The 24,918-nt window shown below is 70.8% G+C and carries 19 protein-coding genes and 1 pseudogene; 6 read left to right on the top strand and 14 right to left on the bottom strand.

What is annotated here, in order from left to right; all coding sequences use genetic code 11:
• Positions 1-378 precede the first annotated feature (378 nt).
• The 3 genes from ACZ5C2_RS37530 to ACZ5C2_RS37540 all read right to left on the bottom strand — a co-directional run bounded on the left by ACZ5C2_RS37530 (position 379) and on the right by ACZ5C2_RS37540 (position 3,249).
• Positions 379-852 carry an SRPBCC family protein gene (locus ACZ5C2_RS37530; protein WP_468801283.1) on the bottom strand — a complete coding sequence of 158 codons (474 nt, stop codon included), beginning with the start codon at positions 850-852 and terminating at the stop codon, positions 379-381.
• Positions 853-1,067: 215 nt separating this feature from the next.
• Positions 1,068-2,156 carry a sulfite oxidase gene (locus tag ACZ5C2_RS37535; protein ID WP_468801285.1) on the bottom strand — a complete coding sequence of 363 codons (1,089 nt, stop codon included), beginning with the start codon at positions 2,154-2,156 and terminating at the stop codon, positions 1,068-1,070.
• Positions 2,157-2,277: 121 nt separating this feature from the next.
• The gene (locus tag ACZ5C2_RS37540) at positions 2,278-3,249 is read right to left on the bottom strand and encodes a helix-turn-helix transcriptional regulator (RefSeq protein ID WP_468801287.1); all 972 of its coding nucleotides are present in this window, start codon (positions 3,247-3,249) and stop codon (positions 2,278-2,280) included.
• Between the two features lie 137 nt (positions 3,250-3,386).
• On the opposite strand from ACZ5C2_RS37540, the gene ACZ5C2_RS37545 reads away from it, so the two are divergent.
• Positions 3,387-3,782: a RidA family protein gene (locus ACZ5C2_RS37545; protein WP_468801289.1), complete on the top strand. Its 396-nt coding sequence runs from the start codon at positions 3,387-3,389 to the stop codon at positions 3,780-3,782.
• 596 nt (positions 3,783-4,378) lie between these two features.
• Positions 4,379-5,092, top strand: a complete 714-nt coding sequence (locus tag ACZ5C2_RS37550; RefSeq protein ID WP_468801291.1) for a DUF4328 domain-containing protein — start codon at positions 4,379-4,381, stop codon at positions 5,090-5,092.
• A 280-nt stretch (positions 5,093-5,372) separates the two neighbouring features.
• Here the strand turns inward: ACZ5C2_RS37550 and ACZ5C2_RS37555 are convergent, their stop codons facing one another.
• Together ACZ5C2_RS37555 and ACZ5C2_RS37560 are read right to left on the bottom strand one after the other, a co-directional pair.
• Complete coding sequence (locus tag ACZ5C2_RS37555) at positions 5,373-5,738, bottom strand: transglycosylase family protein (protein WP_468801293.1); 366 nt, start codon at positions 5,736-5,738, stop codon at positions 5,373-5,375.
• A 184-nt stretch (positions 5,739-5,922) separates the two neighbouring features.
• Complete coding sequence (locus ACZ5C2_RS37560; protein WP_468801295.1) at positions 5,923-7,167, bottom strand: MFS transporter; 1,245 nt, start codon at positions 7,165-7,167, stop codon at positions 5,923-5,925.
• A gap of 133 nt (positions 7,168-7,300) precedes the next feature.
• Between ACZ5C2_RS37560 and ACZ5C2_RS37565 the strand changes: the two genes are divergently transcribed.
• Both ACZ5C2_RS37565 and ACZ5C2_RS37570 read left to right on the top strand, forming a co-directional pair.
• Positions 7,301-8,236: a LysR family transcriptional regulator gene (locus ACZ5C2_RS37565; RefSeq protein ID WP_468801297.1), complete on the top strand. Its 936-nt coding sequence runs from the start codon at positions 7,301-7,303 to the stop codon at positions 8,234-8,236.
• A 127-nt stretch (positions 8,237-8,363) separates the two neighbouring features.
• Positions 8,364-8,722 (top strand): annotated as a pseudogene (locus ACZ5C2_RS37570) (ATP-binding cassette domain-containing protein); the annotation flags it as partial.
• Positions 8,723-9,377: 655 nt separating this feature from the next.
• Here the strand turns inward: ACZ5C2_RS37570 and ACZ5C2_RS37575 are convergent.
• Together ACZ5C2_RS37575 and ACZ5C2_RS37580 are read right to left on the bottom strand one after the other, a co-directional pair.
• On the bottom strand, positions 9,378-12,815 hold the full coding sequence (locus ACZ5C2_RS37575; protein WP_468801299.1) for a phosphocholine-specific phospholipase C: 3,438 nt from the start codon (positions 12,813-12,815) through the stop codon (positions 9,378-9,380).
• Between the two features lie 10 nt (positions 12,816-12,825).
• On the bottom strand, positions 12,826-13,320 hold the full coding sequence (locus tag ACZ5C2_RS37580; protein WP_468801301.1) for an RNA polymerase sigma factor: 495 nt from the start codon (positions 13,318-13,320) through the stop codon (positions 12,826-12,828).
• Positions 13,321-13,362: 42 nt separating this feature from the next.
• On the opposite strand from ACZ5C2_RS37580, the gene ACZ5C2_RS37585 reads away from it, so the two are divergent.
• Positions 13,363-13,605 carry a DUF6411 family protein gene (locus ACZ5C2_RS37585; RefSeq protein ID WP_468801303.1) on the top strand — a complete coding sequence of 81 codons (243 nt, stop codon included), beginning with the start codon at positions 13,363-13,365 and terminating at the stop codon, positions 13,603-13,605.
• A 248-nt stretch (positions 13,606-13,853) separates the two neighbouring features.
• Here the strand turns inward: ACZ5C2_RS37585 and ACZ5C2_RS37590 are convergent, their stop codons facing one another.
• From ACZ5C2_RS37590 to ACZ5C2_RS37615, 6 genes are all read right to left on the bottom strand, one after another.
• Positions 13,854-15,620: a lectin gene (locus ACZ5C2_RS37590; protein WP_468801305.1), complete on the bottom strand. Its 1,767-nt coding sequence runs from the start codon at positions 15,618-15,620 to the stop codon at positions 13,854-13,856.
• A gap of 17 nt (positions 15,621-15,637) precedes the next feature.
• Entirely contained in the window at positions 15,638-18,448 is a 2,811-nt protein-coding gene (locus ACZ5C2_RS37595) for a lectin (protein WP_468801319.1), read from the bottom strand.
• 871 nt (positions 18,449-19,319) lie between these two features.
• Entirely contained in the window at positions 19,320-19,583 is a 264-nt protein-coding gene (locus ACZ5C2_RS37600) for a hypothetical protein (RefSeq protein WP_468801307.1), read from the bottom strand.
• Between the two features lie 15 nt (positions 19,584-19,598).
• Positions 19,599-20,741, bottom strand: coding sequence for a hypothetical protein (locus ACZ5C2_RS37605; protein WP_468801309.1), 1,143 nt, complete (start codon positions 20,739-20,741; stop codon positions 19,599-19,601).
• Positions 20,742-20,895: 154 nt separating this feature from the next.
• Positions 20,896-21,036: a hypothetical protein gene (locus ACZ5C2_RS37610; protein ID WP_468801311.1), complete on the bottom strand. Its 141-nt coding sequence runs from the start codon at positions 21,034-21,036 to the stop codon at positions 20,896-20,898.
• A 42-nt stretch (positions 21,037-21,078) separates the two neighbouring features.
• The gene (locus ACZ5C2_RS37615; RefSeq protein WP_468801313.1) at positions 21,079-23,019 is read right to left on the bottom strand and encodes a glycoside hydrolase family 5 protein; all 1,941 of its coding nucleotides are present in this window, start codon (positions 23,017-23,019) and stop codon (positions 21,079-21,081) included.
• Between the two features lie 204 nt (positions 23,020-23,223).
• Here ACZ5C2_RS37615 and ACZ5C2_RS37620 point away from each other — a divergent pair, with 204 nt between their 5' ends.
• Entirely contained in the window at positions 23,224-23,685 is a 462-nt protein-coding gene (locus tag ACZ5C2_RS37620) for a DoxX family protein (protein ID WP_468801315.1), read from the top strand.
• A gap of 103 nt (positions 23,686-23,788) precedes the next feature.
• Here ACZ5C2_RS37620 and ACZ5C2_RS37625 read toward each other — a convergent pair whose 3' ends face one another.
• Positions 23,789-24,796 carry an IS3 family transposase gene (locus ACZ5C2_RS37625; protein WP_468801317.1) on the bottom strand — a complete coding sequence of 336 codons (1,008 nt, stop codon included), beginning with the start codon at positions 24,794-24,796 and terminating at the stop codon, positions 23,789-23,791.
• Between the last annotated feature and the right edge of the window lie 122 nt (positions 24,797-24,918).

Raw genomic sequence — 24,918 nt, forward strand, 5'->3', positions numbered from 1 at the left:
GCTGGTCAGAGCACGACCTTTCGCCTTGGCGGCGAAACCCCGCTCCCTAACCTGCTCCGCAGGAGTCCGTTTCCTCACCGCCCTGAAGGGCGGCGTATCCACGGAGGAATCTGATGAAGCTGCCTGATCATCCGTGAGCGCGGCATCCGCGTCCAGGACCCGCTCGACGCCGGGCCGGTCGCGGTGACGCCGCGTGCGCTCCAGGCCCCCGTGCGGCACTGCCGGCCTGACCTGGCGACTTCGCACCGCACGGAACCGGGCTCCCGCACGTTGTGCCGGCAGGGGAGCCCGGTCAGGGGGCACCGCACCGACCGGGCGGTGCCCCCTGGGGTGTCGCCGTGCTGCTGCGCGCTGCGGCTCTGTGAGTCCGCCGCGTTGTCAGTGGCCGGTGCCCGGGTTCTCCGGCCGGATGCGTCCCCGCCAGCCGCCGGTGCTGCCGCTGCTCTCCACGTACTCCTTGAAACGGCCCAGGTCGCCCTTGACCCGCCGATCGATCAGGCCGAGGGCGTCGGCCCCCTTCTCGGCGACGCCGGTCGGCTCGACCTCCATCGTGAGTTCCACGCGGGTACGCGTGTCGTCCAGCGGCTCGAACCTGACCGAGCCGCGCTGCCGGGTCTCACCGTCGACCGACCGCCAGGTGATCCGGTCGTCCACGAGCTGGTCGACGATCTCGGTGTCGAACTCGCGCCGCACCCCACCGATACTGGTGATCCAGTGGTTGTGGCGCTCGTCGAGCTGCCTGACCTCGTCGACGCCCTCCATGAAGCGCGGGAAGTCCTCGAACTGCGTCCACTGGTCGTACGCCCTGCGGAGCGGGACATCCACGTCGACCGCTTCCTTGACCGTGCTCATCGATTCCTCCTGATCCGTACTTCGGCGGGGCCGACCGCGCCGAGCGGGCCGGCCTCCTGTGCGTGTGCCGGACGTCGGGTACCCGGAAACCGTGAGGTGAAAGATCGCCGGTTCCGGTCGCCGGGGCCCGGCAGGCGGGCCCCGTGCCGCGATCCTCATCGACCCGACCCGACCCGACCCGCGACGCACCGGTCGGTCTGCCTGCCGTCGACGCGTCAGCGGCCTTGCAGACGGAGGCGGGCCCAGGAGTTGTTGGCGTAGCCCTTGGGGTTCCACAAGGGAGCGGGTGACTCGGGCATGGCCGCACCGGCGGAGTCCCACGCCCGGGCGACGACCTCCACCTCGCCGACGGGCAGATCCACGGTGGTGCTCCAGTGCTGCCACACCCATGGTCCGTCAGCCCTGCCCACGTCCGCGCGGGTCCAGGTGCGGCCTCCGTCCGCCGAGACGTCGACCCGGGCGACCGTACGTCCCTCGCCCGTCAGTGCGTATCCGGTGATCTCCACCGGGCCGTGAGGCAGCCGGGCACCGTCGTCCGGGGACAGGATGTCGCAGTTCAGGGCGATCGGGCCGAGTCCGATACCCCTGTCGGTGCCGGCCTGGTCGGGGTCCGCGTCGGCGGGCAGCAGACGGTATGCCGCGGTCTGGAAGTAGCCGTCCGACGGTGCGGTCCGCGCGGTGACCCCGGTCAGCCATTTGACGCTGCGGGCACCGATCCAGCCGGGTACCACAGCACGCAGCGGAGCTCCGTGGACGCGGGGCAGCGGGACGTCGTTCATGGTCAGGGCCAGCAGGACCTCCGGCGCGAGGGCTTTGCCGAGTGGGATGGAGCCTTCGAAGGGCTGGGGCGGATCGGCCGACGAGCAGATGTCCGGGGCGTGGAAGGCGATGTGCGCTGCCTGCGGTTCCACGCCGGCGTGGGCCAGGACATCGGCCAGCCGTACTCCGCGGAAACGGGCGGTCGAGATGCCGCCCGGACCCCACGGTGCCTCGCCGGGGATGTCACGCACGGCGTTCAGGCCGGCCCGGCGGTTGCCCGCACACTGAAGGGTCACCGTCACCTCGACCTCGTCGAAGCGGTTCCGCAGGTCCTCCAGCGACAAGCGCAGGGGCCTGGCCACCAGGCCGCCCACCTCGAGCCGCCATTCCCGGGGGTCCAGGTCGGGGAGCGGTCCGTGGTTGCGGCTGTAGAACGCGTCGACGGGCGTGGTCAGAGCGCCGGCCAGCGCGGAGGGGGGTGGTTCGGCGTTGAACGGCTGCCGTTCGTGGACCACCATGTCGTCCCTCTTGCCCCAGATGCCCATACTCTGCGATTGTCCGCCTCTCTCCGGCAGGCCGCCCGGCCACGCCGTCAGGGCCGCACCTCTCCGGGCGGCGATACGTTCACGGAACTCGGACATCCGCGGCGCTGACCGGGACGGGCTCTCAGGACGGGTCCGCGTACTGGACGGCGATCGCTGCGGCGCGGTCTCGCAGGATGGTGCGCAGCGACTCCGGGGCCAAGGCTTCCGCGTCCGTGCCGAGTTGCCACAGCGCCCACTCGGCATGCCGTAGATCCTGGAACGTCGCCTCCAGCCGCAGCCATCCGTTCGCGTCGGACTCTGCGGAGCGGACGGCTACCGCGGTGCTCAGCAGATCCCCTCGCCGATCCGGGCGCACCCGTACCAGCACGGCGATATGGCCGCTGGACAGGAACTGCGCGCAGCGTTCCCGCCAGACACGGTCCAGATCGACCCGGTTCAGCCGTTGTGCCGGTTCGGGGAGTTCCTCGGCCGCCAGCACACGCGACAGCCGGTAGGTGCGGTCCTCGCCGGATCGCGTGGCCAGCAAGTAGCCCCTGTCGCGTACGGTGACCAGGCCGATCGGGTCCACCGTGCGCCACCGTGGTGTCTGGTCCGCGGCCGCGTAGTGGAGGCGCAGTCTGTGGCCGGTGAGCACCGCGCGCCGGATCTCGGTCATGGTCGTGCCGGGCACTTCTTCGATGACCGGCCGGCGCGACAGCAGGTCGGTTTCCGGCTCGACGAGAAATCGCCGGGCGGCGTCGCTCGCGATGGTCCGATGACTTTCGGGCAGGGCGTCGACCACCTTGCGCATGGCCGAAGCGAGCGCCGCGCCGAGGCCGAAGACCTGCTCGCCGCGCGCCGATCCGGCGGTCAGTACGGCGAGGGCCTCGTCATGGTTCAGTCCGGTCAGTTCGGTCCGGAAACCCGGCAGCAACGCGAACCCGCCGTGCCGGCCGCGTTCGGCATGGACCGGGACACCGGCTGCGGAGAGCGCCTCGATGTCGCGCAGCACGGTGCGGGTCGAGACCTCCAGCTCACGGGCGAGTGTGTCCGCGGTCAGCCGACCGCGCTGCCGCAGCAGCAGCACCAGCGAAACCAGCCGATCGGCACGCATTCCAGAATGCTAGCGAATACATGACCAAGGATGTCGTGAATAGTTGGAAGGCTCATCAGCACCGAGGCGCGGCGAGCGCGGCTGCCGCGCCGAGGGACGTCCGTGCTCGTCATGAATGCATTGGAGCTGATGTGACAGTGGAACGAACGGCAGTCAACCCGGTGACGTGGTCGGTGGAGAGGGGATTCAACCAGGGTGAGATCGTCTCCGGTCACACCCGGACGCTGTACTGCTCCGGACAGACCGCGATGAACGGCGACGGCGAGCCCCAGCATGACGGTGACATGGCCGCGCAGTTGGCATTGAGCATCGACAACCTGGAGGCGGTGCTCGGCGAGGCCGGCATGTCCCTCGCCAACCTCGTCCGGGTCAACGTCTACACCACCGACGTCGATCTGCTGTTCCCGCACTACGGCGTGCTGGCCTCGCGGCTGGGCGCGGCCGGGGTGGCACCGGCCACCACGATGCTCGGGGTGACACGGCTGGCGATCCCCGGCCAGTTGGTCGAGCTCGAAGGGACCGCTGTCGGGTGATGCGGCTTTCCGCGCGGTGACACCCGACGGACTGCCGGGCTGCAGCGGGTGGTTGCGGGGGCGCATGCGCGTGGTGGCGTGCTCCGCCGGTGGGGCGGCTCCCGCGTGCACCACTCGTCGTGGAGAACCGCGTACCCTCCGGCCGGGGCCCGGGAGCCGCCCGCGGCGTGCACCAGGACGTCCGGTACGCCGACGAGCTCGGCCGCGGTCGCGGCCGACGTCGCCACGCCCTCGGGGGTGCTCGGGTCAGCCTGCACGCAGTGGGCGTCGGCCGCCCCCGATGACGTACGGGCAAGGCTGACGCCCCTCGCCCCGGCCTCCCGAAGCCGCCGTGCCGTCGTCGGCCCGGCTCCCTTGCTGCCGCCCGCCACCATGGCGGTACGTCAGTCGAGATCACTGCTGTTCATGTCCACCACCCTGAGCCCTCCCCCGGGGGAGAGACCCGAGCCCGCAGCACCGGGGCGGCCGTCGTCGCAGGCGGCACGGTCCTGGAGCCGATGGGATAGGGTCCGGAGGCCGATCGTTCGCTTGCGGTCGCTCACCGCGGCGCCCTGGGGGGCGCGCCGCACTTCCACTGTCTTCAGGGGGGTTCCCTCATGACGCATGCGCCGATGCCCGTGCCCGTACCGTCGATGCCCGCGCCCGGTCGTGTGCTGCGCTCACCGGTAGGGCTCTCCTATGCCGTGACCGCGCTGCTCGGCGTCGTCATCGTCGTCGATCTGCTGATCGTCGCGGCCTCGCTCAACATGCGGTCGCTGATGAGTAAAGTCGCCTCGGGCGGCACGATCGACTTCGACGAGGGTGAGGCGAGCCGGGCCGACTACGCGATGGCCGGTTCCAGTGTGCTGTACCTCGTCGCCTTGCTGGCGACCGCCGCGGTCTTCATCATCTGGTTCCACCGGGTCCGCCAGAACGCGGAGGTCTTCGCGCCGGACACGCAGCGCAGGACCGCGGGATGGGCGATCGGTGCCTGGTTCATCCCGATCGGCAACCTCTGGATTCCACGCGGCATCGCCGCCGACGTGCTGCGGGCCGGCCAGAGCAATCCCTACGCCGGTACGGTGCGGCACCTCGGGCTGCTCAACGCCTGGTGGGGCACGTGGGTCTGGGCGGCTGTCTTCGACCGGTACGCGTCCAAGGCGTACTCGAGGGCCCAGGACGTGGACGCGGTCCACGATGCCGCGGGGCTGGTGATGGCCGGCGCCGGCTTCGACATGGTCGCCGCGGTCCTGGCCATCCTGTTCGTGCGCCGGCTGACGGCCGCTCAGCACAGCAAGGCCCTTGCGGGACCTGCCCTGCAGGGAAGCTGAACCGCCTGCCCGTCGTTCTTCGCCTCCAGCCGCCGCTCGTGGTTCCTGTGGGCGTTGCTGCCCTGCTCACCGGGCGGTGGTTTCACCATCGCTCGGGCTGCTCTGCCGTACGGGCCCCGGGTGCTCGAGGCTCGGACGGAGGTCGCCGGTCCACGCCCGACGTCCCGCATCCTGGGCGGAGAGCGGCGCCGGATCGCCGGAGCGACCGTCCGAAACGAAACTCACCCATGACTCCGCCGGCGGAGCCGGAACCCCGGTACGGTACGGCGGGGTGGAGAGTTCAGGCGCAGGACCAGGCCGACATCCCCTGGATACGGGCCAGGCGCTCGGCCACGGCGATCTGTTCCGCGCGGGTGGCCAGGTCCGCGCGGGGGGCGTACTTGAGCCCGCCGGCCGTTGCCCAGCTCGACTGCGTGAACTGCAGCCCGCCGTAATGGCCGTTGCCGGTGTTCGTCTGCCAGTTGCCGCCGGATTCGCACGCGGCGATGGCGTCCCAGTCGGCTGCGGGGGAGATCGACGGCGAGGCCACCGCCGAGGTGGCCGTGCCGAGGGCGGCCGCGGCAACCAGAACCACCAGGGCGGTGCGGATCCGGCTCCTGGGCGCGCCGCCTTTGGGAGCCGCGTGAAAGATTCTGCTGCATGTCATAGGGAGACTGTTACGTCATGCGTCGGGGCAACGGCATGCCGGGCGCCGTCTCCTTACGCCGGACGGGGGGAGACCGCACCCGTCCGGATACTCGTACGGCCGACCGGGGCACGGTGGCACAGCCTGTCGCAACGCCCGGCGGTGGGAGCCGTGAGCCGGTCGTGGTGACGGCCGTAGCGGGGGGTCAGTCGCGGCTGCGTGGCGGATTCGGCTCGGAGGGAAGGGCTGCCGCGCGGGGGCGGAGCAGCAGTGGGGTCGCCAGCAGGAGCACGCCGGCCAGTGCGATGGCCGCGCGGGGGCCGAGCAGGCTGCCCCACACGCCCCAGGCGGCTGTCAGGAGCGCGGTGGTGGCTCTGCTCGTCACCGTCCAGGCTGTCAGTGTGCGGGAGACCCGGTCGGGCACCGTGCGTTGGAGGCGGTAGGTGGCGCAGACGGGGTTGAAGACACCGCAGCAGAGGATGAGCCCGAACTCGACGCCGATCACCAGCAGCAGTCCCCCGGCGCCCGGCCCCGGGAAGGCCAGACCGATGGGCCACAGGGCGCGCAGCGACCCGGCAGCGACCAGGACTCGGTGCTGTCCGAACCGGGCGGTGAGGGGCCGGGCCAGGCGCGATCCGAGCAGCCCGCCGACCGCGGGCGCGGCGAAGGCGAGACCGTACTGCCATGGCGGAAAGCCGAGTCGGCCCAGCATCAGGACGGCCAGCAGGGGCGAGGTGGCCATCACCAGGCTGTTGAACAGGGTGGTGTTGAAGAACAGCCGGCGCAGCACCGCGTCGGCGAGGATGTACCGCCAGCCGTCGAGCAGGTCCCCGGCCCGCATGCGGCCGGCCTTCCGGCGCTCGGGCCGCGGCTCTCCCCCGCCCGTCGCGCGGATGCCCACCGCCGACAGCAGGTAGCCGGCCGCATGGGCCACCACCGTCGCGACCGGACCGAGGAGTCCGATCGCCGCGCCGCCCAGCGGTGGCCCGACGATCGTGATCGTCCAGGCTGTGGACTCCAACCGGGCGTTGGCGACGAGCAGTTCCCCGGCCGGCAGCAGCGTTTTCAGGTAGGCGCCGGAGGCGGCGCGGAAGGTGATGTCGGCTGCGGCGACGGCGGCCGAGACCAGCAGGAGGTGGAGGAAGGTGAGGGCGTCGAGCGCGAACGCGACGGGGATCGTCAGCAGCGCCGCGAACCTCACCAGGTCCGTCGCGACGAGCACCTGCCGCTTGCGGCGGAACTCCACCCACGGGCCGAGCGGCACCGCCGCGGCCGCGCCCACGGCGGCTCCCGCACTGGACAGTGCGGCGACCTCGGCCGGTCCGGCGTGCAGCACCTGAATGGCGATCAAGGGGAACGCCCCGAAGGCGAGCCATGTGCCGAGCCCGCCGGCCCCGTGCGCTGCCCACAGCCACCCGAACTGCCGCCCCAGCCGGTACTCACTTCTCAAGTCCGGCCCCCTCGTCACCCACCCGCACAACCGTTCAGCGATCGGAGCAATCAAAGCGAACGCCCTGACCAGGGATCAAACAACCGGGAGGACCCCATGCCACAACCATCGGTTGTGGCCCTAAGGTATGGGCGTGGATCTCGACACCGTCCGGACGTTCGTCGCCGCCGCCGGCGCGGGGCGGTTCCAGGAGGCCGCCGCCGAGCTGGCGGTCACCCAGCAGGCTGTCTCCAAGCGCATCGCCGCGCTGGAACGCAGCCTCGGCGTGAGACTGTTCACCCGAACCGCCCGCGGCGCCGAACTCACCATCGACGGGCAGGCATTCCTGCCCCACGCGCACGAACTGCTGCGTGTCGCCGAACGCGCGGAAGCGTCCGTGCGCCCCGGCCGCCGTCCGCTGCGCGTCGACGTGATCGCATCGCGCGGCGCGCAGTCGGGTCTGATGCGCGGCTTCCACCGTGCGTACCCCGAGATCGACCTCGACGTGGTGATGCTCTTCGAGATCGAGACGGCCGTCGCCGCCCTCCGGTCGGGTGTGATCGACGCGACCTTCCGCGCCGTCGCCGCGCCCGGTCGGCCCTTTCCCGAGGACATCGAGTCGGTCCGGGTGCTCGACGAGCCGCTCCAGCTCCTCACCGGCCCCGCCCACGCGCTGGCCGGGGCCCGGTCGGTGACCGTCGCCCAGCTCGCCGGGCACCGGATCTGGATGCCCGGCATCGTCCCCGGAACCGAGTGGGCCGCCTACTACGACGACCTCGTCGCCGAGTTCGGCCTCACCATCGAAGCCACCGGCCCCAACTTCGGTTCCGACGCGCTCCTCGACACCGTCGCCGACACCCCGGCCCTGGCCACCTTCATGGGTGAGCACACCCGTCTCATCTGGCCCGCCGGTCACGACCTGCGCCGTATCCCGGTCACCGACCCGACCCCCGTCTACCCGCACTCGCTCCTCCACCACCGTGACAACCCCCACCCGGCGCTGGGCACCCTCCGCGCCCACCTCACCGCCACAGCGGCCGGTCATGACACGGCCGGAACCTGGACGCCGGGCTGGGTGACGCCGCGCTGAACGCGTCCAGCGCAGTGGTGCACGGTCGGCAGCGCCCGGCCGGAACGGGCGAACGGGCCGGGTGCGAGGTGGTTCTGCCGAGCCGGGCGGCGGTCAGTTGCCGCCCACGGTGCCCGAGAGTTCGTTCGATACGGCCATGGACCGCCTGGGCATCGCCGACCCGGCCACGCGGCAACTGGGCGAGCTGTCCGGTGGACAGAGACAGCGCGCACTGATCGCTCAAGGATTCGCCCAGGAACGGGACCTGCTCCTGCTGGACGAGCCGACCACCGGGCTGGACCCCGAAGCGAGGGAACGCAGCGCGAGGCTGCTGACGAACCTGCTCACCGACGGCGTGACCGTCGTCCACACCACACGATCTGGACGCCGCCCGCTCGGCCGACGCCTGCATCCTGCTCCGCGAGGGACGCCTGGCGGGACAGGGCCACCCCGGCCAGATCCTCGCTCGCCCCGTTGGTGCTTGCCCCGATCTGGCAACCGGCCTGAGAGGCGGTGGGGTCCGCCGGCTTCGGTTCCGCGGCACCTCGTAGCCACGGTTAGGCAGAGGCCGAAGCCCACCGGGCCCTTCCACCGCACCCTGCTGGAAGGGTGTGGCAACCCCGTGCCGATGGTGACCTCCGATCGGATGAGGACCGCGAGCGAGCCGGCGCGCCGCAGGCCGGCACGGCACGCCCCCGGCGGGGACGCCACCGCCGGCTGAAGGAGGCCGCACCGGCCCACGCCGCCGGCACCGCGAGCGACTTGCCGGCCCAGCACCTCACACTGACCGCGGCCGGACTGGCCGGCGGACCTCCCCCGCGACCGCGAAGGGGCGTCCCTGCCGGGCAGGGGCGGCCGGGACGGTGACGCGGCCGCCACCGGGCTGAAGCGTGGTGGAGCCGTCGGGCGACCTGCGCGGGCCATCGGCAAGGGGCGGGCACCCGCTGCACCGGAACCCTCCCTGCCGGGTCCCCGGTGCTGTCGGCACTGTCGGGGATTTCACCGGCAGCGGTGAGGGATTCTGCGGTTCAGCCGGCGACACTGCGGTCGTCGGCCGCGTCTGCCGGTGAGAGGGTTGTTCACCTCCTTCGTCTGGGACCGGGCCGTGGCGCACCGGGACGCCCGTTGCCGCCCGACGCGCGTTCCCGGCGGTGCCGAGCCGTCAGGCGTCGGCGATCGGAGCAACGCCCAGACGGATGTTGTCGATCGCCCAGTACCAGTTGTTGCCCGCGTTGAAGAGGCGGAAGGACACCTTGGCCGAACGGGCCGCTGCCGGGACGGGGCAGGAGAGCCGGACGAGGTGGTTCTCCTGGTCCCGGCCGTGGTTGGTGTTGCCGGATCCGGCACTGCTGTAGTGGAGCAGCCGTGTCTTGTCGCCGGAGTCGAACTCGACGATGACCTCGGCTTCCTGAGGGCTCTCCTGCCGGTAGTGGGAGTCGAAGCCCAGGTGCAGGGTGGAGGTGCCGGGCGGGATGTCAACCGCCGGGCTGGTCAGGGTCGAGTCGAACCGGCCCCGGCCCGACGGACCGCCGGTGTCGTCCCAGTCGTCGGGGTCGGCGACGGCTACGACGCCGAGAGCCCGCGTGAAGCGGGCGCGGTTCTGCCCGGCGGGGAACCAGAACTGCTTGGACATGAGCGTCCAGCCCTGCAGTTCCCGCGTACCCCGAGGCATGTCCGGCGCGTTGGTGACCGTCCAGCCCTCGGGGATGGCCCGGGTCCAGCCGAGCAGACCCGGGCGGCCGAGATCGGCGGCCGGGGCGAGCACGCGGGCGGCGGACTCGAAGTCCTCCGCGAGGAGGTGGCCGGTCATGACGGGGCCGGTCCTGACGGGCAGGGACGCGTACACCTCCGTGACACTGCCGCTCTGCTCCGCCGTGACGGTCGCCTCGAGGGTTGCGGACACGCGCGGCGCCGTGACGGGTGCGACGACGTCCCAGGCCAGGGTCACGTTCGAGCGCGCCGGAAGTGACGTCGGCGCGACGCCCCGGACTGTGGCCCTCCAGCCCTCGGGGAGGGCCGGGGTGGCAGTCAGGCGGGTGAGCGGTGTGCTGCCGGCGTTGGTGACGGACGCACTCACGGTGGCGGGTCTGCCCGGGGACAGGACGGCGCCGTCGGTGCCGGGTGAGCTCGCCGGACCGCTGAGCGTAACGGTCAGAGCGGGGGTGACCTCGGTGAGTACGCGTGCGTCGGCGAGCCTGAGCAGTCCGGCACCCCGGGCGTGCGCGGCGACGACCAGCCGGCCCGCGGTGGCGTCGCGGGAGGGGGTGACCGTGAAGCGCACGTCCGCCGAGGCGCCGGCGGCGAGCGCTCCGGGGGGCCTACCGGTCCGTTCGACCGTCCAGCCGGACGGGGCGGTCAAGTCGGCGAGCAGGTCGCCGAGCCGGTCGTGGCTCCGGTTGTGCAGGGTGACGACGACATCGGTCGGGTTGCCCTGGGTGAAAGGCGTGTCCAGGGAAGGCAGGGGCTCGGGCAGGCCGATGGTCGCGGCCAGCGCGGGGGGTATGCCGGTCGCCGGGTCGGTGACACCGGGTCCGTCGAGGGCCAGGCGGCCGGTCATACGCCGCAGGAAGACCGGGTCGTCCCGGTCGACGACCACGATGTCGTACCAGCCGTGGTCCCCCGGGCGCAGCCGCACCGTCCGGGACGAGCCGGGCCTGAGGGTGACGGTGTGCACCCGGTCGCCCTGCCCGCGGGAGTGGACCGACTCACCGACGAGGAGTCTGCGGGTGGTGGAGGAGGGGTTGGAGCACACGATCCGCACGTGACCGGCGGCCGGCTGCTCGTCGAGATACGCCTCGGCGCCCACACCGGTGCCCCGCAGCTCCCATACGGACCAGCCGGGACCGTGCACCTGGAGGTCGTAGCCGTCGTCGCCGTGTTCGACCGTGTGGTCGGCTCTTCCGCGCGCGGGGACCGTCCAGGTGTGCGGGGCGGTGCCGTCGCCGGGGTAGGCGGTGAACCAGGCACCGGTGGACCCGTCGTTGCCCAGGTGGAGGCGGACGGCGGTGCGGGTGGCGTGGGGGCGCAGGGACAGCCGGTACGGGGAGGTGCGCGTCCGCCGGGTGCCGGGCTCCTGCACGGGGAGCGACTGGTTCTTCGGCGGTACGGGGTTCCAGCGGCCGACCGGCGCCGGCACCGGACCGGGCTGCTCGACCTCGGGCTGCCGGTGGGCCCGGTGGAAGTCGAAGGCGGAGGTGAGGTCTCCGAACACGCTGCGGCGCCAGGCGCTGATATTGGGCTCGTGGACACCGGTCCACTGCTCCAGGAACCGGATGACCGAGGTGTGGTCGAACGCCTGTGAGCTGACGAAGCCGCCCACGGTCCAGGGCGACACGACCGTCATCGGCACGCGCGGGCCGGGACCGACCGGGCTGCCGTCGGACCAGTCGTCGTCGTTGCCGGAGGCCGGCCGTGGCGCCACCGGTGCCGGCACGTGGTCGAAGTAGCCGTCGTTCTCGTCGAAGTTGATGAACAGCACCGTCTTCGACCAGGTCTTCGGGTCACTTGCGATGGCGTCGAGGAGGTCGTAGACCAGATTGGCGCTGCCGACGGGAGTGGAGGTGCTGGGATGCTCGGAGAGCGCCGCCGTCGGGACAACCCAACTGACCCGGGGCAGAGTGCCCTTGTCGATGTCGGACCTGATCCGCTGAACGAGCGTGTCCGGCTCGGAGCGGTGTGCGCCGCGCAGGAACAGCCGGCGCTCGGCCTCCGTCAGCGCGTCGACACCCCGCTGGAACTCGGCCAGCTCGGCCCTGCGCTGCTCCGGGCTCTTGCGCAGGAGGCTGTCGTAGAACTGCTCGGTGGTCGAGTACCGGCCGCCGACCCTGGAGAGGATCTTCCGGCCGATCTCCTTCCAGGGCCGGAAGTACTCCACCGCGTTGTCGGTGAAGTTGTCCCACTCCTGGTAGATCTGCCAGGAGACTCCGGCGGCCTCCAGGCGTTCGGGGTACGTCGTCCAGGTGTAGCCGGCGTGATCGTGGTCGTACGCGGCGTTGGTGACGGCCCGCCCGCCACCGTCCGGTTCGTAGCCGGTGGTGCCCGTCCACAGGTAGTTGCGGTTGGGGTTGGTCGAGCCGTAGACCGAGCAGAAGTAGGAGTCGCAGATCGTGAAACGGTCGGCCAGTTCGTACTGGAGCGGAATGTCGCGCCGGTCGTAGAAAGCCATGGTGCTCTGGGTCTTGGCGGCCACCCAGTCGTTCCACCAGCCGTTCGCGCGGGCCTGGTTGGCGTCACGGAAGCCGTGCGCGAGCGCGCCCAGGTACTGGATGTCGCTTTCCGGGCGGCCCGCGTCGACCGCCGCCCGGCGGGCCGAGAACGGCAGGACGGCACCGCCTTCGGACCGTGGCTGCTCGAAGACGCCGGCCCCCGAGGGCAGACGCAGCGGCGTACGGTCGCCGAAACCGCGCACGCCCTTCAGGGTTCCGAAGTAGTGGTCGAAGGAGCGGTTCTCCTGCATCAGGACGATCACATGCTCGATGGCGCGCAGGCCGCCGCGCGGCATCGGCGCGGCCATCGCCTCGTGCAGCGACGGAGGCAGCAAGGAGAGCGCGGCCCCACCGGCGAGAGTGCCGAGGACCTTACGGCGGGAAACGTCAGACATGCCGGGGACGCTATGGTGCGTCCACCGCACAACGAAACCCCGGGCAAAGGGTTTTCGCCGACCGTTCACCGGGCGGCATCGGCTGTTCCGCTGCCCGTGGGCTCCGCTGCGGATCCTGCTTCGCAGCGGAGCGGCGGCGCTCGTGACAGCGGGCCCCCGGGTGTTTCCCGGGAGCCCGACGGCGCGCAGCGCCGGCGTTCCCGCACGCGCAGGGCGGGCTGCCCAGCAACCACGGCAGCAGTGTGCCGCCCTCCTCCCGCACACCGGCGCGGTTGCGCCACGCCGCCAGGAACGTCTCGGACATGATGTCCTCGGCCGTCGACCAGTCGCCGGTCAGCCGCAGCCCGTGGTTGTACACGGCACCTGCGGACTCCTCGTACCGCTGGGCGAATGCCTCGCGGTCACCTTCGCGCACACGGCGCCGCAGGTCGCTGTCTGAGTCCCTCCCACTTCGTTCTCTCCGCGACGGCGTGCCGCAAGGAGAACGGGGAACGTGTTGTCCCACGCACCAGCCGGTACGACGCTCTCACCTCGTCAGGAGGCCCACATGATGGTCGTTGGCATCATTGCAGTCTGCGTGGTCATCGCTGTCCTCGCCTTCCTCGTCCCACGCCTCTCGCGGCACCCGCAGAACGGCGCGCAACGCACCCTCGGCGTCGGCTCCCGGGCCGGATCCAAGGCTCCGGGCCCGTTCGGGCGCCTGTTCAGCAAGCCCTTCCGGTCCAGTTCGCGCGCGGTCAACCGCAGCGGTTCCGCGGGCCGGCGAGCACGCGGGAAGCTGCCGTTCTGACGCACGGGGTGTGTGCCACCTCTTCGACCTGCGGGACCGCACCACGGCGCGCGTGCGGCCGTGATCGGACGACAGGGGCACACAGCGTCGCAGCAACCACTGGAGGGTGGCCGCACGCACCTCTGTCACTGTCGGCCACCACTACTCGCGGAGCGAGGCCGCCTGCTCGATCCGGGTGGGCGCCGGCGCCTCCGGCGCCCACCGGCGTTGACGCGCCCACGGACGGGCGCAGGCCGCTGCGACGGCCGTCAGGGCAGGGTCCACTTCTGGTTGGGGGCGGTGTGGCAGGTCCACAGGTGGACCGGTGTCCCGTCGTTCCAGGTACCGCCCGAGGCGTCCAGGCACTTGCCCGACTGCGGATTGCGGACCGTACCGTCCGGCTGGGCCGCCCACTTCTGCGCACCCGTACCGTTGCACGTCCACAACTGGACCCTCGTGCCGTCGGCACTCCCACCACCGGAGAGGTCCAGACACTTGCCCAGCGCCCTCAGCGTGCCGTCATCGGCCACCGTCCAGCGCTGCGCCACCGTCGAGTTGCACGTCCAGATCTGCACCTCCGTACCGTCCGCCGTACCCGCGTTGTCCACATCCAGACACTTGCCGTTCACCCCCCTCACCTCACCCGTGCGGGGATCGGACGGAGATCCGGCCTGGGTGATCCGGATGTTGCGGAAGGACGCCTCGTCGCCGTCACCGTGGTTCTGCAGACCGACATGGCCCTGCTTGAGACTGCGCGCCGGGTCGGTGTTGGTGAAGTCGTTGATCTTGCGGCCGTTGAGGAAGATCTCGAGCCGCTCCCCGGTGACGCGGAGTTCGTACGTGTTCCACTCCCCCGGCGGATTCAGCGCGGCGTCACGGGCGGCCAGGGCTGCGGACTGGAATCCGTACACGGCTCCCGTGGTGCGGTCGGCGGCGTCGGTGGCGTCGATCTGGATCTCGTAGCCGTGGTCCACCGCCGACCACGGGTCGTCGGACGCCGGGAATCCGATGAAGACACCGGAGTTGTCGTCACCGTTCAGCTTCCAGTCCAGCTTCAGCGAGTAGTCGCCGGTGAACTCCTTGGCGTCGTACCAGAGCATGCCCAGCCCGCCGTACGAGGTGAGGGAGCCGTCGGCCAGGGTGAAGCCGCCGGGACCCGCCTGCTTCCAGCCGGTCGTGGAGGTGCCGTCGAACAGCGGCGTGTAGCCGGTCTCGGGGCGGCAGTCGGCCTTGGTGGTGCCGGCGGCCCAGCGGATGCCTCCGAGCAGATGCCTGCGGAAGGCGGGGTCGGCGTAGGACTCCTCGGTGTGGCCGCCGCCGGTGTAGAAGGCGCGGCCACCGGCGTAGTCCTTGCACCACGCGATCGGGTGGTCGCCGGACATGGTGCCGCCGGAGTAGCTGGACTCGTCCAGCGATGCCAGGACGTGGGCCGTGGTACGGGGGTTGGTGCGGTAGTTGTACCACTCGTCGGTGCGCTGCCAGGTGCGGCCGAGGTGTGCGGTGGCGTCGTGCGCCCGGTCCTCGACCTTGACGGTCGCGGGCTGGATGGCGGGGTGGGACTGGAAGAGCGCGCCGGCCAGGCCCTCGTAGAAGGGCCAGTCGTATTCGGTGTCGGCGGCGGCGTGGATACCGGCGTAACCGCCACCCGCGCCCAGGTACTGCTCGAAGGCCGTCTGCTGGGCAGCGTCCAGGACGTCGCCGGTGGTCGAAAGGAACACCACGGTCCGGTACTGGGCCAGATTGGCGGTGGTGAAGGCTCCGGGGTCCTCGGTGGCGGTCACGGTGAAGTTGTTCGCCGCGCCGAGGTCGCGCAGCGCCGCGATGCCCTCGTCGATCGAGGAGTGGCGGAAGCCCGCCGTCCGGGAGAAGACGAGGATCCTGTACGCCGGGTCGGCCGCTGCGACGGCCGTGCGGTGCGGGGCGTGCGTGACATGATCGGGGGCCGGTGCGGCGCCGGGCACTGCGGCGGCCTGGGGGGTCAGGCAGAGCAGGGCGCCGGCACACAGGCTGAGCGCTGTCCTGAGAGGGGTGCGCATCGTGGGTCGCCTCCTTTCTACGGCAGGGTCCACTTCTGGTTGGGGGCGGTGTGGCAGGTCCACAGGTGGACCGGTGTCCCGTCGTTCCAGGTACCGCCCGAGGCGTCCAGGCACTTGCCCGACTGCGGATTGCGGACCGTACCGTCCGGCTGGGCCGCCCACTTCTGCGCACCCGTACCGTTGCACGTCCACAACTGGACCCTCGTGCCGTCGGCACTCCCACCACCGGAGAGGTCCAGACACTTGCCCAGCGCCCTCAGCGTGCCGTCATCGGCCACCGTCCAGCGCTGCGCCACCGTCGAGTTGCACGTCCAGATCTGCACCTCCGTACCGTCCGCCGTACCCGCGTTGTCCACATCCAGACACTTGCCGTTCACCCCCCTCACCTCACCCGTGCGGGGGCCTGTGCCGGTGGAGGTGGTGAAGGAGAACGCATCGACGTCGAACAGGGCGTCGCCGCCGCCCTTGAAGACGAGGTACAGGGTGGTGGTGGCGGCCGGCCGGCCGGCCAGGGTCGCCGTGACGTCCTGGAAGGTCTCCCAGCCGCCGGTGACCGGCACGGTGGCCGTGCCGAGCAGGGTGCCGGCCGGGGAGCCGGCGCGGACCTCGAGGGTGCCGCCGCTGCCGCCGGAGGAGACGCGGGCGGTGAAACCGGTGGCGTTGTCGAGGCTGTAGGGCGTGAAGGAGATCCAGTCTCCGTTGTGGATGTCGCCGACCGTCTTGCCGCCGTGCGCGGGTGTGTGGTTGATGACCTGGACGCCTGCGGAGTCACCGTAGTGTTCGGCCTGACGGTGGCTGGGCTGGGTGATGTGCTGGTCGTGGGCGGTGAGCGCGGGCTGTCCGTTCGCGCCCTTGTCGGTGTACTCGGCGTCGATGACGCCGAAGATGTTGGCGTTGGGGTCGTGTTCGCCGTCCGCCAGGGTCTGCAGGGTGCCGGTGCAGCCGGTGGCCGAGGTCTGCGGATGCCCGTGGCTGTCGTGACCGATGATGAAGGTGACCTTCACCCTGGCACAGTCGATCGTGCCGTCCTCCGGGTCGGTGACCGTCACCTTGAACGGGATGGCGGCGCCGAAGTCGTGGATGGCTCCGTCGGCGGGTGTGTCGAGCCGTACGGTCGGGGCGGTGTTGCCGACGGTGATCTGCACGGAGGCGGTGGCGGACTTGCCGGAGGTGTCGGTGACCTTCAGCGTCGCCGTGTACTGCCCGTTGGCGGTGTAGGTGTGGGACGGGTCGGCGGCGGTGGAGGTGGCGCCGTCGCCGAAGGCCCAGGCGTGGGTGAGCGCGTCGCCGTCGGGGTCGGAGGTGCCGGCCGAGGAGAAGGTGACGGTGAGGGGAGCCGCGCCGGAGGTGGTGTCGGCCTTGGCCTGGGCCACCGGGGCGCGCCCGCCGGTCACATGCTCGATGCGGTACAGGGCCGAGTTGGCGTCGCCGTTGAAGTAGCCCGTGCCGTAGTCGAGGACGTACAGGGCGCCGTCCGGACCGAAGGCCATGTCCATCACCTGGGTGCCGGTCCAGGGAAAGGAGTTGATGGACTGCACGGTTCCGTCGCCGCCGGCCTCGATCCGTTTGATCCAGCGGCGGCCGAACTCGCCGGCGAAGAAGTCGCCGTCGTACTCGGCCGGGAATTTCACCTCGGAGGAGGAGCCGGCGTCGTAGCGGTAGACGGGTCCGCCCATGGGTGACTCGGATCCGTTGCCGAACTCGGGGACGGAACCGCCGTCGTAGGGGATCCAGGCGGGCTGGGCGGGGGGCAGTTCGGTCAGGCCGGTGTTGCGCGGCGACGTGTTCCTCGGCGCCGCGCAGTTGAAGGCCGAGCCCGAGCTGCCGCCCGCGAAGTCGTGGTCGACGTATGCGTTGTTCTTGCCGGTGCAGTACGGCCAGCCGTAGTTGCCGGCCCTGGTGATCCGGTTGAACTCGACCTGTCCGGCTGGGCCGCGGGAGGCGTTGGCCGTGCCCGCGTCGGGGCCGTAGTCACCGACGTAGACGGTACCCGTGGCCTTGTCCACGCTCATCCGGAAGGGGTTGCGGAAGCCCATCGCGTAGATCTCGGGCCGGGTCCTGGCGGTGCCCGGCGTGAAGAGGTTGCCCGCCGGGATGCTGTACGTCGCGTCGGCGTTCACCTTGATCCGCAGGATCTTGCCGCGCAGGTCATTGGTGTTGCCCGAGGAACGCTGGGCGTCGTAGGCGGGATTGCGCGAGGCGCGTTCGTCGATGGGGGTGTAGCCGTCCGAGGCGAAGGGGTTGGTGTCGTCGCCCGTCGACAGGTAGAGGTTGCCTGCCGCGTCGAAGTCGATGTCGCCGCCGACGTGACAGCACAGACCACGGGAGGCGGGCACGTCGAGGATCTTCTTCTCACTGCCCCGGTCCAGTGTTCCGTCGGCTCTCAGGACGAACCGCGACAGCCGGTTGACGCCGTCGAACGGGGTGAAGTCGGAGGCCGTTCCGTCGGTGGGTGCGTCGCCGGCCGGGGTGTCCAGCGGGGGAGCGTAGTAGAGGTAGACGAAGCGGTTGGAGGAGAAGGCCGGGTCGACTGCGACGCCCTGCAAGCCTTCCTCGTCGTGGCTGTAGACGTCCAGTCTCCCCGCCACGGTGGTGGTGCCGGCCGCATCGGTGCGTCGCAGTGTGCCGTCGCGCGAGGTGTGCAGCACCGAGCGGTCCGGCAGGACGGCCAGTGTCATGGGTTCACCCATTTCGGCGACGCCCTTGGCGAGGGTGACCTGTTGGAAGTCTTCGGCCGCCGCGGCCGCGCCACGCGGGCCCTCCGGGGTGGCCGAGGGGGCGGCGGCAGCGGGGCCCACGGGCAGCGCCAGGCCCAACGCGCAGGCCATGGCCGTCAGCAGCGTGCGGATACGTCTGTGTCCCAGCGATCTCGTGCGCACAGAAATCTCCTGGATATGGGGGGTACGGCGGTCCGGGGACCTGCCGTGAGGAGTCTGGGCGCGCGCCGTCGCGCCGTAGGGCACCGGTCGTTCACCCCGAACGGGCTCATGACCGGTTCATTTCAAGGAAGTTAGCGGGCCGCGCCCGATCGCGTAACCCCTTTCGCGCACGATCCCTCATCTTCTTCCTCGCCTGAGACAAAGTGCCGGCGTCGTCGTGCCGGAGCCTCGGAGGCCGGAGCCTCGGAGGCCGGACCCTCGGAGGCCGGACGGTCGTGCACGGCGACCCCGGTAGGGGGACGGCGGGGCGGCACCCGTGCGCTGTGAGATCTCCGCGGCGGCCTCGCCCCTGCGGGCGTCAGCATGCCCGGCGACGGTGCCGAGGGGAGCGGATCCGGTTCCGGTCATCTGTGGGCGCGCATGAAGCGGGCGCGGTGTGAGACGGCAGGCATCCGTCCCCGGCACATCGCTGCGCCGATCCGGTGGGCACCGGGGGCTGCCGTGGGACGGCGTGAACGAACGTTTCCGTGCTGCTCGCACAGATGACGAACACCGCAGCGGGCCAACTCGGATTCCGCTGTCACCGACGGTGTGACCGGCAGCCCGCCGAGCCGTGCCGGTGCCCATTCAATCCGTCGCGGGGCGCCTTCGCGAAGAGGCCATCCAGCTGATCAGGAAACCTCCTGCGTCCCAGGCGAAAGGACCCAACGGGCAGCGGAGTTCTGTTGGCCATCAGAGTACGAACACGTGCGAGCACCGAAGCGTCCCGGGCAGGGCGTCGATATGCGAACGGCCGGGCGGTGGCCGTGTCGCGGCTTCGTCACCCGGCCGTGCCGTCGGCGCCGCTTCCCGCGTCCTCCGGGTCCCCGGTCAGCCGGGTCGCGAGGCGGTAGGTGACGGTGACGTCTCGATACTCCTGACCGGGGGAAACCCTGTCGGGAAGGTGGGTGCGGTAGCTGTGGCTCGTCGCCTCACGCTCCCCGGCGCCGGGAAAGCGGACGGATGTCCTCGGTTCGGCGGTGAAACGAAGCCGCTCGGCGTGGACCGTCGACCCGAACTGAATGTCCCACGCCGGGTCCCGCATTTTCGCGGCTCTCGTTCAGGGCGGCTCCTCCCGCTCCTCGACGGTGCGACGCCGAGCGGGCCGCGGGGCCGGCTTCCCGTCCTCGGCACGTGCTCGGCGCGGGCGGGTGCCGGCCTGGCCACGGGTGGCCCTGCTCCGGTCCGGGTCCGCGGTCTTGCGTGACGTTCTGCGTCCGGCCGGCTCGGTTCCGCTCACGGCTACGCCTGCGACGGGCGGGGCATCCGCGACCGGCGGGGCATCCGCGACCGGCGGGGCATCCGCGACCGGCGGGGCATCCGCGACCGGCGGGGCATCCGCGACGGGCGGGGCATCCGCGACGGCGCCGGCACCCTTCCCCGCCGTTCGGCCTGCCGCTTCCGTCACTCCCGCAGCCTGGCCGGCCACACCCCCGGTGACGCCGCCCACCTCCTCGCCGGCCCGTCCGAGGGCCTGGCTCGCCTCGGCTCCGACATCCTCCGCCGCGCGCGCGGCGCCACCGCCCACCTCCTGCACAGCCTCGCCCGCTCCACGGCCGACATCCTCCGCCACCGAGCCGACACCATGGCCCACGTCCCGCACAGCCGTTCCGGCACCCCTACCCACGTCCTGAACCGCGGACCCGGCACCCCGGCCCACGTCCCGCACAGCCGTTCCGGCACCCGTGCCCAGTTCACCCACGGCCTGACGGGCTCCGCCCCCAATGTCCTGCACGGCAGAGCCCACTCCCCGTGCCAGCTCCCGCAGCAGCTCAGGGTTGCGGTCGAGTGTGGTGAGCACGCGGTCGATGATCAGCGCCACATTGTCAAGACGTACCTTGAGCTGCGCCTGCGCCTCCACCCCCGAGATGCCCAGGTGCACCCGGCCGAGCACGACGTCGGCGCCCACATTCAGCTTCAGCAGGTCCAGCACCTCGGCTTGCAGCGAGACGTGAGCGCGCAGGTTCTCGACATCCAGGTCGATCTCGTCGACCTTCAGGACGGGGACATCGAGGAAGACGTCGGGGTGGGCGCCGGCCGCCGCCCGCCCGCCGACCGTGTCCGCGTACTCCTCGGCGTAGGGCTCGGGCTCTTCCTCGTACGCCTCACGCGCGGCGTACTCGTCGGTGTCCTCGGCGTCGAGTGCCTCGTACGCGTCCGCCTGCTCGACGGGTCCCTCATCGTTCTCGGTGTTGTCGCGCATCACCGCGCCTTCCCACGAGGCCGCCGCATCTTCCGCCCATTTTGTTCCATTATGCGAATCTGTGCGAGGTCAGGGCCGTTCACGGTGGGTGCGGAGGGGGTCCGGGGCGATACAGCTCCCGGTTGCAGTTCGACTGCTCCAGCGCGGAGACGAGCTACGTGTACCTGGCCTTCAGGTACGTCAGGGGCGCCTCGTCGCCGTCAGTGATCACCCGGTTCCGTGCGTCCCGCGACACGACGCGGAACTTCTCCAGCAGTCCCTCCGTGACACCGGTGGTCCACGGCCTGTGCTCCAAGCTGATGAATTCCGGGACCCCGCTCCGCACGAGGCCGGCACATCAGGCGAGCTTGCGGCAGTAGAGGGCGTCCGGGGTGCGTGAGGAGCCGATGCGGCCTGTGAAGGCGATGCCGGCAGCGTACTCGTCGTTCGCGCACTGACCCTTGTAGTGACCCCTTCCGAAGTCGCCGCCCTGGGGGGAAGCCCCCCGGTTGTCGCTCCGGTCGAACCAGACCGTGCGACCGCTCGTGCCGGTGACCCCACCGGGCGAGGCCTCCGCGCACAGGGCGGCCGAGACGGCGGCACCTCGGACGCTGTAGCCGGTGAGGAAGTGGCCTGCGGGACACTGCAGTTTGGTGTAGCCGGACGCCCAGTCACCGCCCGGCGCGACATGCCGTTCGTCCTTGACCACTTCGTGCCCACCGGCCGGGTCCCACAGCTGTCCGGCGCTCACGTCGGAGCACAGCCCCCGGTTGCCCGTGTGACTGAGGCCGAGAAGGCGCTCCCCGTCGGGGCATGCGCCCTTGCGTGCGCCGGGGTCCCAGTCGGGCAGCGCGCGCATCCGGCGGGAGGCGACAAAGTCGGCGTGATCGGGGCTGAGCATCGACCAGCTGGACACGGGGGCCACATGTCCGGAGCGGCCGTCGCTCTCCACCAGCCGGGTCCACGCCCCGGCCCGCCAGTCGTCACCGTCGTGGACACCCATGCGGTGACCCGCGGAATCCCAGTGCAGCAGGGCCCAGCCGTTGCCCCGGCGGTTCTCGTGCCAGCCGACGAGCGGCCAGTACGCGAAGTCGGCGTCCGTGCGGATCAGATGGTCGACGAAGTTCTCGAACCATGCTCGCTGTACGGCGCCCGTCTCCTCCCGCCCGCCGACACCGAACTCGCTGATCCAGACGGGAGCGGTGAAGTGCCGGTCCTGTTCGGCGGTGACGAAGAACGCCTGGCGGTCCAACACGGCGATCAGTTCACTGGGAGAGAGGTCCTGGTAGCGGGGGTCGCTGGTCTCGCCGATTCCGGTGGCGCCACTGTGATTCGGGCCGGTGTACCCGTAGAAGTGGGCGGAGTACACGAGTTTGCCCGAGTCCACGAGGGTGTGTGAAAGCGCGCGTGCGGGTTCCAGAGTGGGGCGTCCGTGCGCGAACCCGTCGACGGGGATGCCGGTCCAGTTGATGCCCTCGACGATGACGAGGAGGTCGGGATTGGCCTCGGTGAGGATGCGGTCGCCGACACGCTGGGAGGCGGTGAACCAGTCATGGTGGTCGCCGAGGCCCCAGTTGGGGTCGTCCCAGACGGTGCGGCGGACCTCGTTGTAGAGATCCGCGCCGACGACGCGCTTGTTCTTCTGGTAACGGGCGGCCATGAAGAGCCAGTCGTTCTCCCATGTCTCCGTGGACTGGCTCGCGTTCCAACGCTCGTTGCCGTCGACTCCGCAGCACCAGCGGGTGGTGTTGGTGTGGTTGTTGAGGATCACCGCGAGGCCGGAGTCGGTGAGTGCGCGTACGACGGTGTCGTAGACCTGGAGCGGGGTCCTCCCCCTGAGGGCGGGGTTGGCGGCGACTGAGTCGTCTGTGACGGGCCGGGTGTCGTGGATCATTTCGTTGGAGAAGGGGAGCCGGACGCTGTTGATCCCGATCTCCTGGAAGCCGGCGATGATCTCGGTCATGGGGGCACGGTCGAGTCCGAGCGGTATCCGGCCGGAGTTCTCCCCGGCGTGGTGGCTGGCGTTCTCCTCCACACTGCCGGTGCCGTTCCAGGTGCCGCTGGCACCGTGCCAATTGCCGGACCGCAGTCTGAACCGGTCACCGTCCGCATCGACGATCCAGCGGCCGCGCGTGCTGAGCGGCGCTGTCCAGTCCTCCGCGGAGGTGACTTCCGTACCGGAGGCGGTTGCTTGCGGGACCGCGACCGCGGGGCCGGGCGCCAAAGGCGCCAGCAGGAGGACGGTGGTGAGAACTACCTTGGCCAAGGAACCGCGCACGGTCACCTTCCCCGTCGTCATCGCACGCCACAGGCTGTCATGACAGCGTCATAATGGGGCATGGTGACGACGTGGTCCAGACTTCTCGCTCCTTGCAACAGCCGGTTTCGGCCGGGGGCGGGGTCTGCTGAACCATCGGAGCACCGCGCGCGTAAAGAAGAACAGACCGCCGCTCGTCCGCGCGGTCCCTTCGCGTCGCACCGATCGTGCAAGGAGTACGCAGCGATGAGCACCACCCGCCTGAGCGACCGGCTCTCCAGCCACCAGCCACTCGTTCTGGGTTTGTTCCGGATCGTCCTCGGTCTGCTGTTCACCAGCGAGGGCGCCGCCACACTTTTCGGCGTACTGGACCGGCAGGCCAGCCCCACGGGTGACTGGCCGTTCTGGTACGCCGGCGTGATCGAGTTGGTCTGCGGAGCCCTCATTCTCCTTGGAGTCACGACCCGCGGCGCGGCGCTCCTCAGCTCGGGAGCCATGGCCTTCGCCTACTTCACCGAACACCAGAAGGACGGTCTCTTCCCCCTGCAGAACGGCGGCCTGTCCCCGGCGCTGTTCTGCTGGGGCTTCCTTCTCCTGGTCTTCTTCGGACCGGGCGCCCTGACGCTGCCGAGGCTGCTCCGCCCCCGCTCCGCGCCGGGTGCCGCGTCCTCGTCGGCCAGGGGCGCGGGAGGTGCCCAGGCGGGGTAGGCGGTTGGCAGGCTCAGTCGGGGGAGGGTCCCGTCGGCGGGGCAAGGCCCGACGCCCGCCCTGCGTTGCGGAAGATTTCAAGTCCAGTGAGACGTTTGTGATGCTATGAGATCTGTGGTGTCGGTTCCCTACGCTTGGCGGGGTCGTTGATCCACGCCTTCTGAGGTATCTCGGGCGGTGTGGGGCGGCGGCTGAATCGTTCGGGGTGGCGGGCGTATGCCGTGGCGAGCGTGACGGCCCTTTGGTCGCGGACCTCGTCGGCGGTGCCGAAGTGGACGCTGGCGGGTGTGTGCCAGCCGATGCCCGAGTGCCGGTGTTCATGGTTGTAGTACGAGGTGAAGGCGTCGAACCATTCGCGGGCGTGCGCCAGGGAGTCGAATCGTTCGGGAAAGTCGGCCATGTACTTGGTGGTCTTGAACTGGGCCTCGCTGTAGGGATTGTCGTTGGAGACTTTCGGCCGCGAGTGGCTGCGGGTGACACCGAGGTCGATCAGCAGCTGGGAGACCTTCTTGGACGTCATGGAGGTGCCGCGGTCGGCGTGGACCGCCTCGGGCACGATGCCGTTGCGTTCGATGGTCTCCCGGATCAACTCCTCGGCGCGCTCCGCTGATTCGGCTCGCTCCACGGTGTGGCCGACGATGTAGCGGCTGAAGATGTCGATGACGACGTAGGCGTGGTACCAGATGCCCTTGGCCGGTCCGGCCACCTTGGTGATGTCCCAGGTGAAGACCTGCGACGGGGCGGTGGCGACCAGTTCGGGCACCGTCTTGGCCGGGTGGGTGGCCTGACGGCGGCGCTCGCCGGACTGCCCGTGCTCGCGCAGGATCCGGTACATCGTGGAGACCGAGCAGTGATAGCGGCCCGCGTCCAGCTCACGGGCCCAGATCTGCGCGGGCGGCAGCTCCGCATACTCGGCGCTGTTCATCAACTCCAGTACCCCTGCACGCTCTTCACCCGTCAGCGCCGACGGCTGCACCTGGGCGTGGGAGCCGGGTGTGCGGGGCGCTGGGGGTTTGAGCCTGCGGTAGTGGGTGGCCCTGGAGCGGCCGGTCAGCCGGCACGCGGCTGTGATGCCCAACTGGACCTCGACGCCGGTGAACGCGGTGTCCACGACGGGGTCGGCCGCGCGCTTCAGTCCGCGCTCTCGGAGATCATTTCCAAGAGCGCGGAAGCTTTTCCCATCACCTCGAGTGCGGCCTTGTTCCGGGCCAGGTCTTTTTGCAGCCGCTCCAC

The sequence above is a fragment of the Streptomyces sp. NPDC031365 genome (assembly GCF_055569765.1).

Excerpts from the sequence above, each read along its gene's own strand:
- ACZ5C2_RS37530 (WP_468801283.1), bottom strand. The coding sequence starts at position 852 with ATGAGCACGGTCAAGGAAGCGGTCGACGTGGATGTCCCGCTCCGCAGG.
- ACZ5C2_RS37535 (WP_468801285.1), bottom strand. The coding sequence starts at position 2,156 with ATGGGCATCTGGGGCAAGAGGGACGACATGGTGGTCCACGAACGGCAG.
- ACZ5C2_RS37540 (WP_468801287.1), bottom strand. The coding sequence starts at position 3,249 with ATGCGTGCCGATCGGCTGGTTTCGCTGGTGCTGCTGCTGCGGCAGCGC.
- ACZ5C2_RS37550 (WP_468801291.1), top strand. The coding sequence starts at position 4,379 with ATGACGCATGCGCCGATGCCCGTGCCCGTACCGTCGATGCCCGCGCCC.
- ACZ5C2_RS37555 (WP_468801293.1), bottom strand. The coding sequence starts at position 5,738 with ATGACATGCAGCAGAATCTTTCACGCGGCTCCCAAAGGCGGCGCGCCC.
- ACZ5C2_RS37575 (WP_468801299.1), bottom strand. The coding sequence starts at position 12,815 with ATGTCTGACGTTTCCCGCCGTAAGGTCCTCGGCACTCTCGCCGGTGGG.
- ACZ5C2_RS37585 (WP_468801303.1), top strand. The coding sequence starts at position 13,363 with ATGATGGTCGTTGGCATCATTGCAGTCTGCGTGGTCATCGCTGTCCTC.
- ACZ5C2_RS37590 (WP_468801305.1), bottom strand. The coding sequence starts at position 15,620 with ATGCGCACCCCTCTCAGGACAGCGCTCAGCCTGTGTGCCGGCGCCCTG.
- ACZ5C2_RS37595 (WP_468801319.1), bottom strand. The coding sequence starts at position 18,448 with ATGGCCTGCGCGTTGGGCCTGGCGCTGCCCGTGGGCCCCGCTGCCGCC.
- ACZ5C2_RS37600 (WP_468801307.1), bottom strand. The coding sequence starts at position 19,583 with ATGCGGGACCCGGCGTGGGACATTCAGTTCGGGTCGACGGTCCACGCC.
- ACZ5C2_RS37605 (WP_468801309.1), bottom strand. The coding sequence starts at position 20,741 with ATGCGCGACAACACCGAGAACGATGAGGGACCCGTCGAGCAGGCGGAC.
- ACZ5C2_RS37615 (WP_468801313.1), bottom strand. The coding sequence starts at position 23,019 with ATGACGACGGGGAAGGTGACCGTGCGCGGTTCCTTGGCCAAGGTAGTT.
- ACZ5C2_RS37620 (WP_468801315.1), top strand. The coding sequence starts at position 23,224 with ATGAGCACCACCCGCCTGAGCGACCGGCTCTCCAGCCACCAGCCACTC.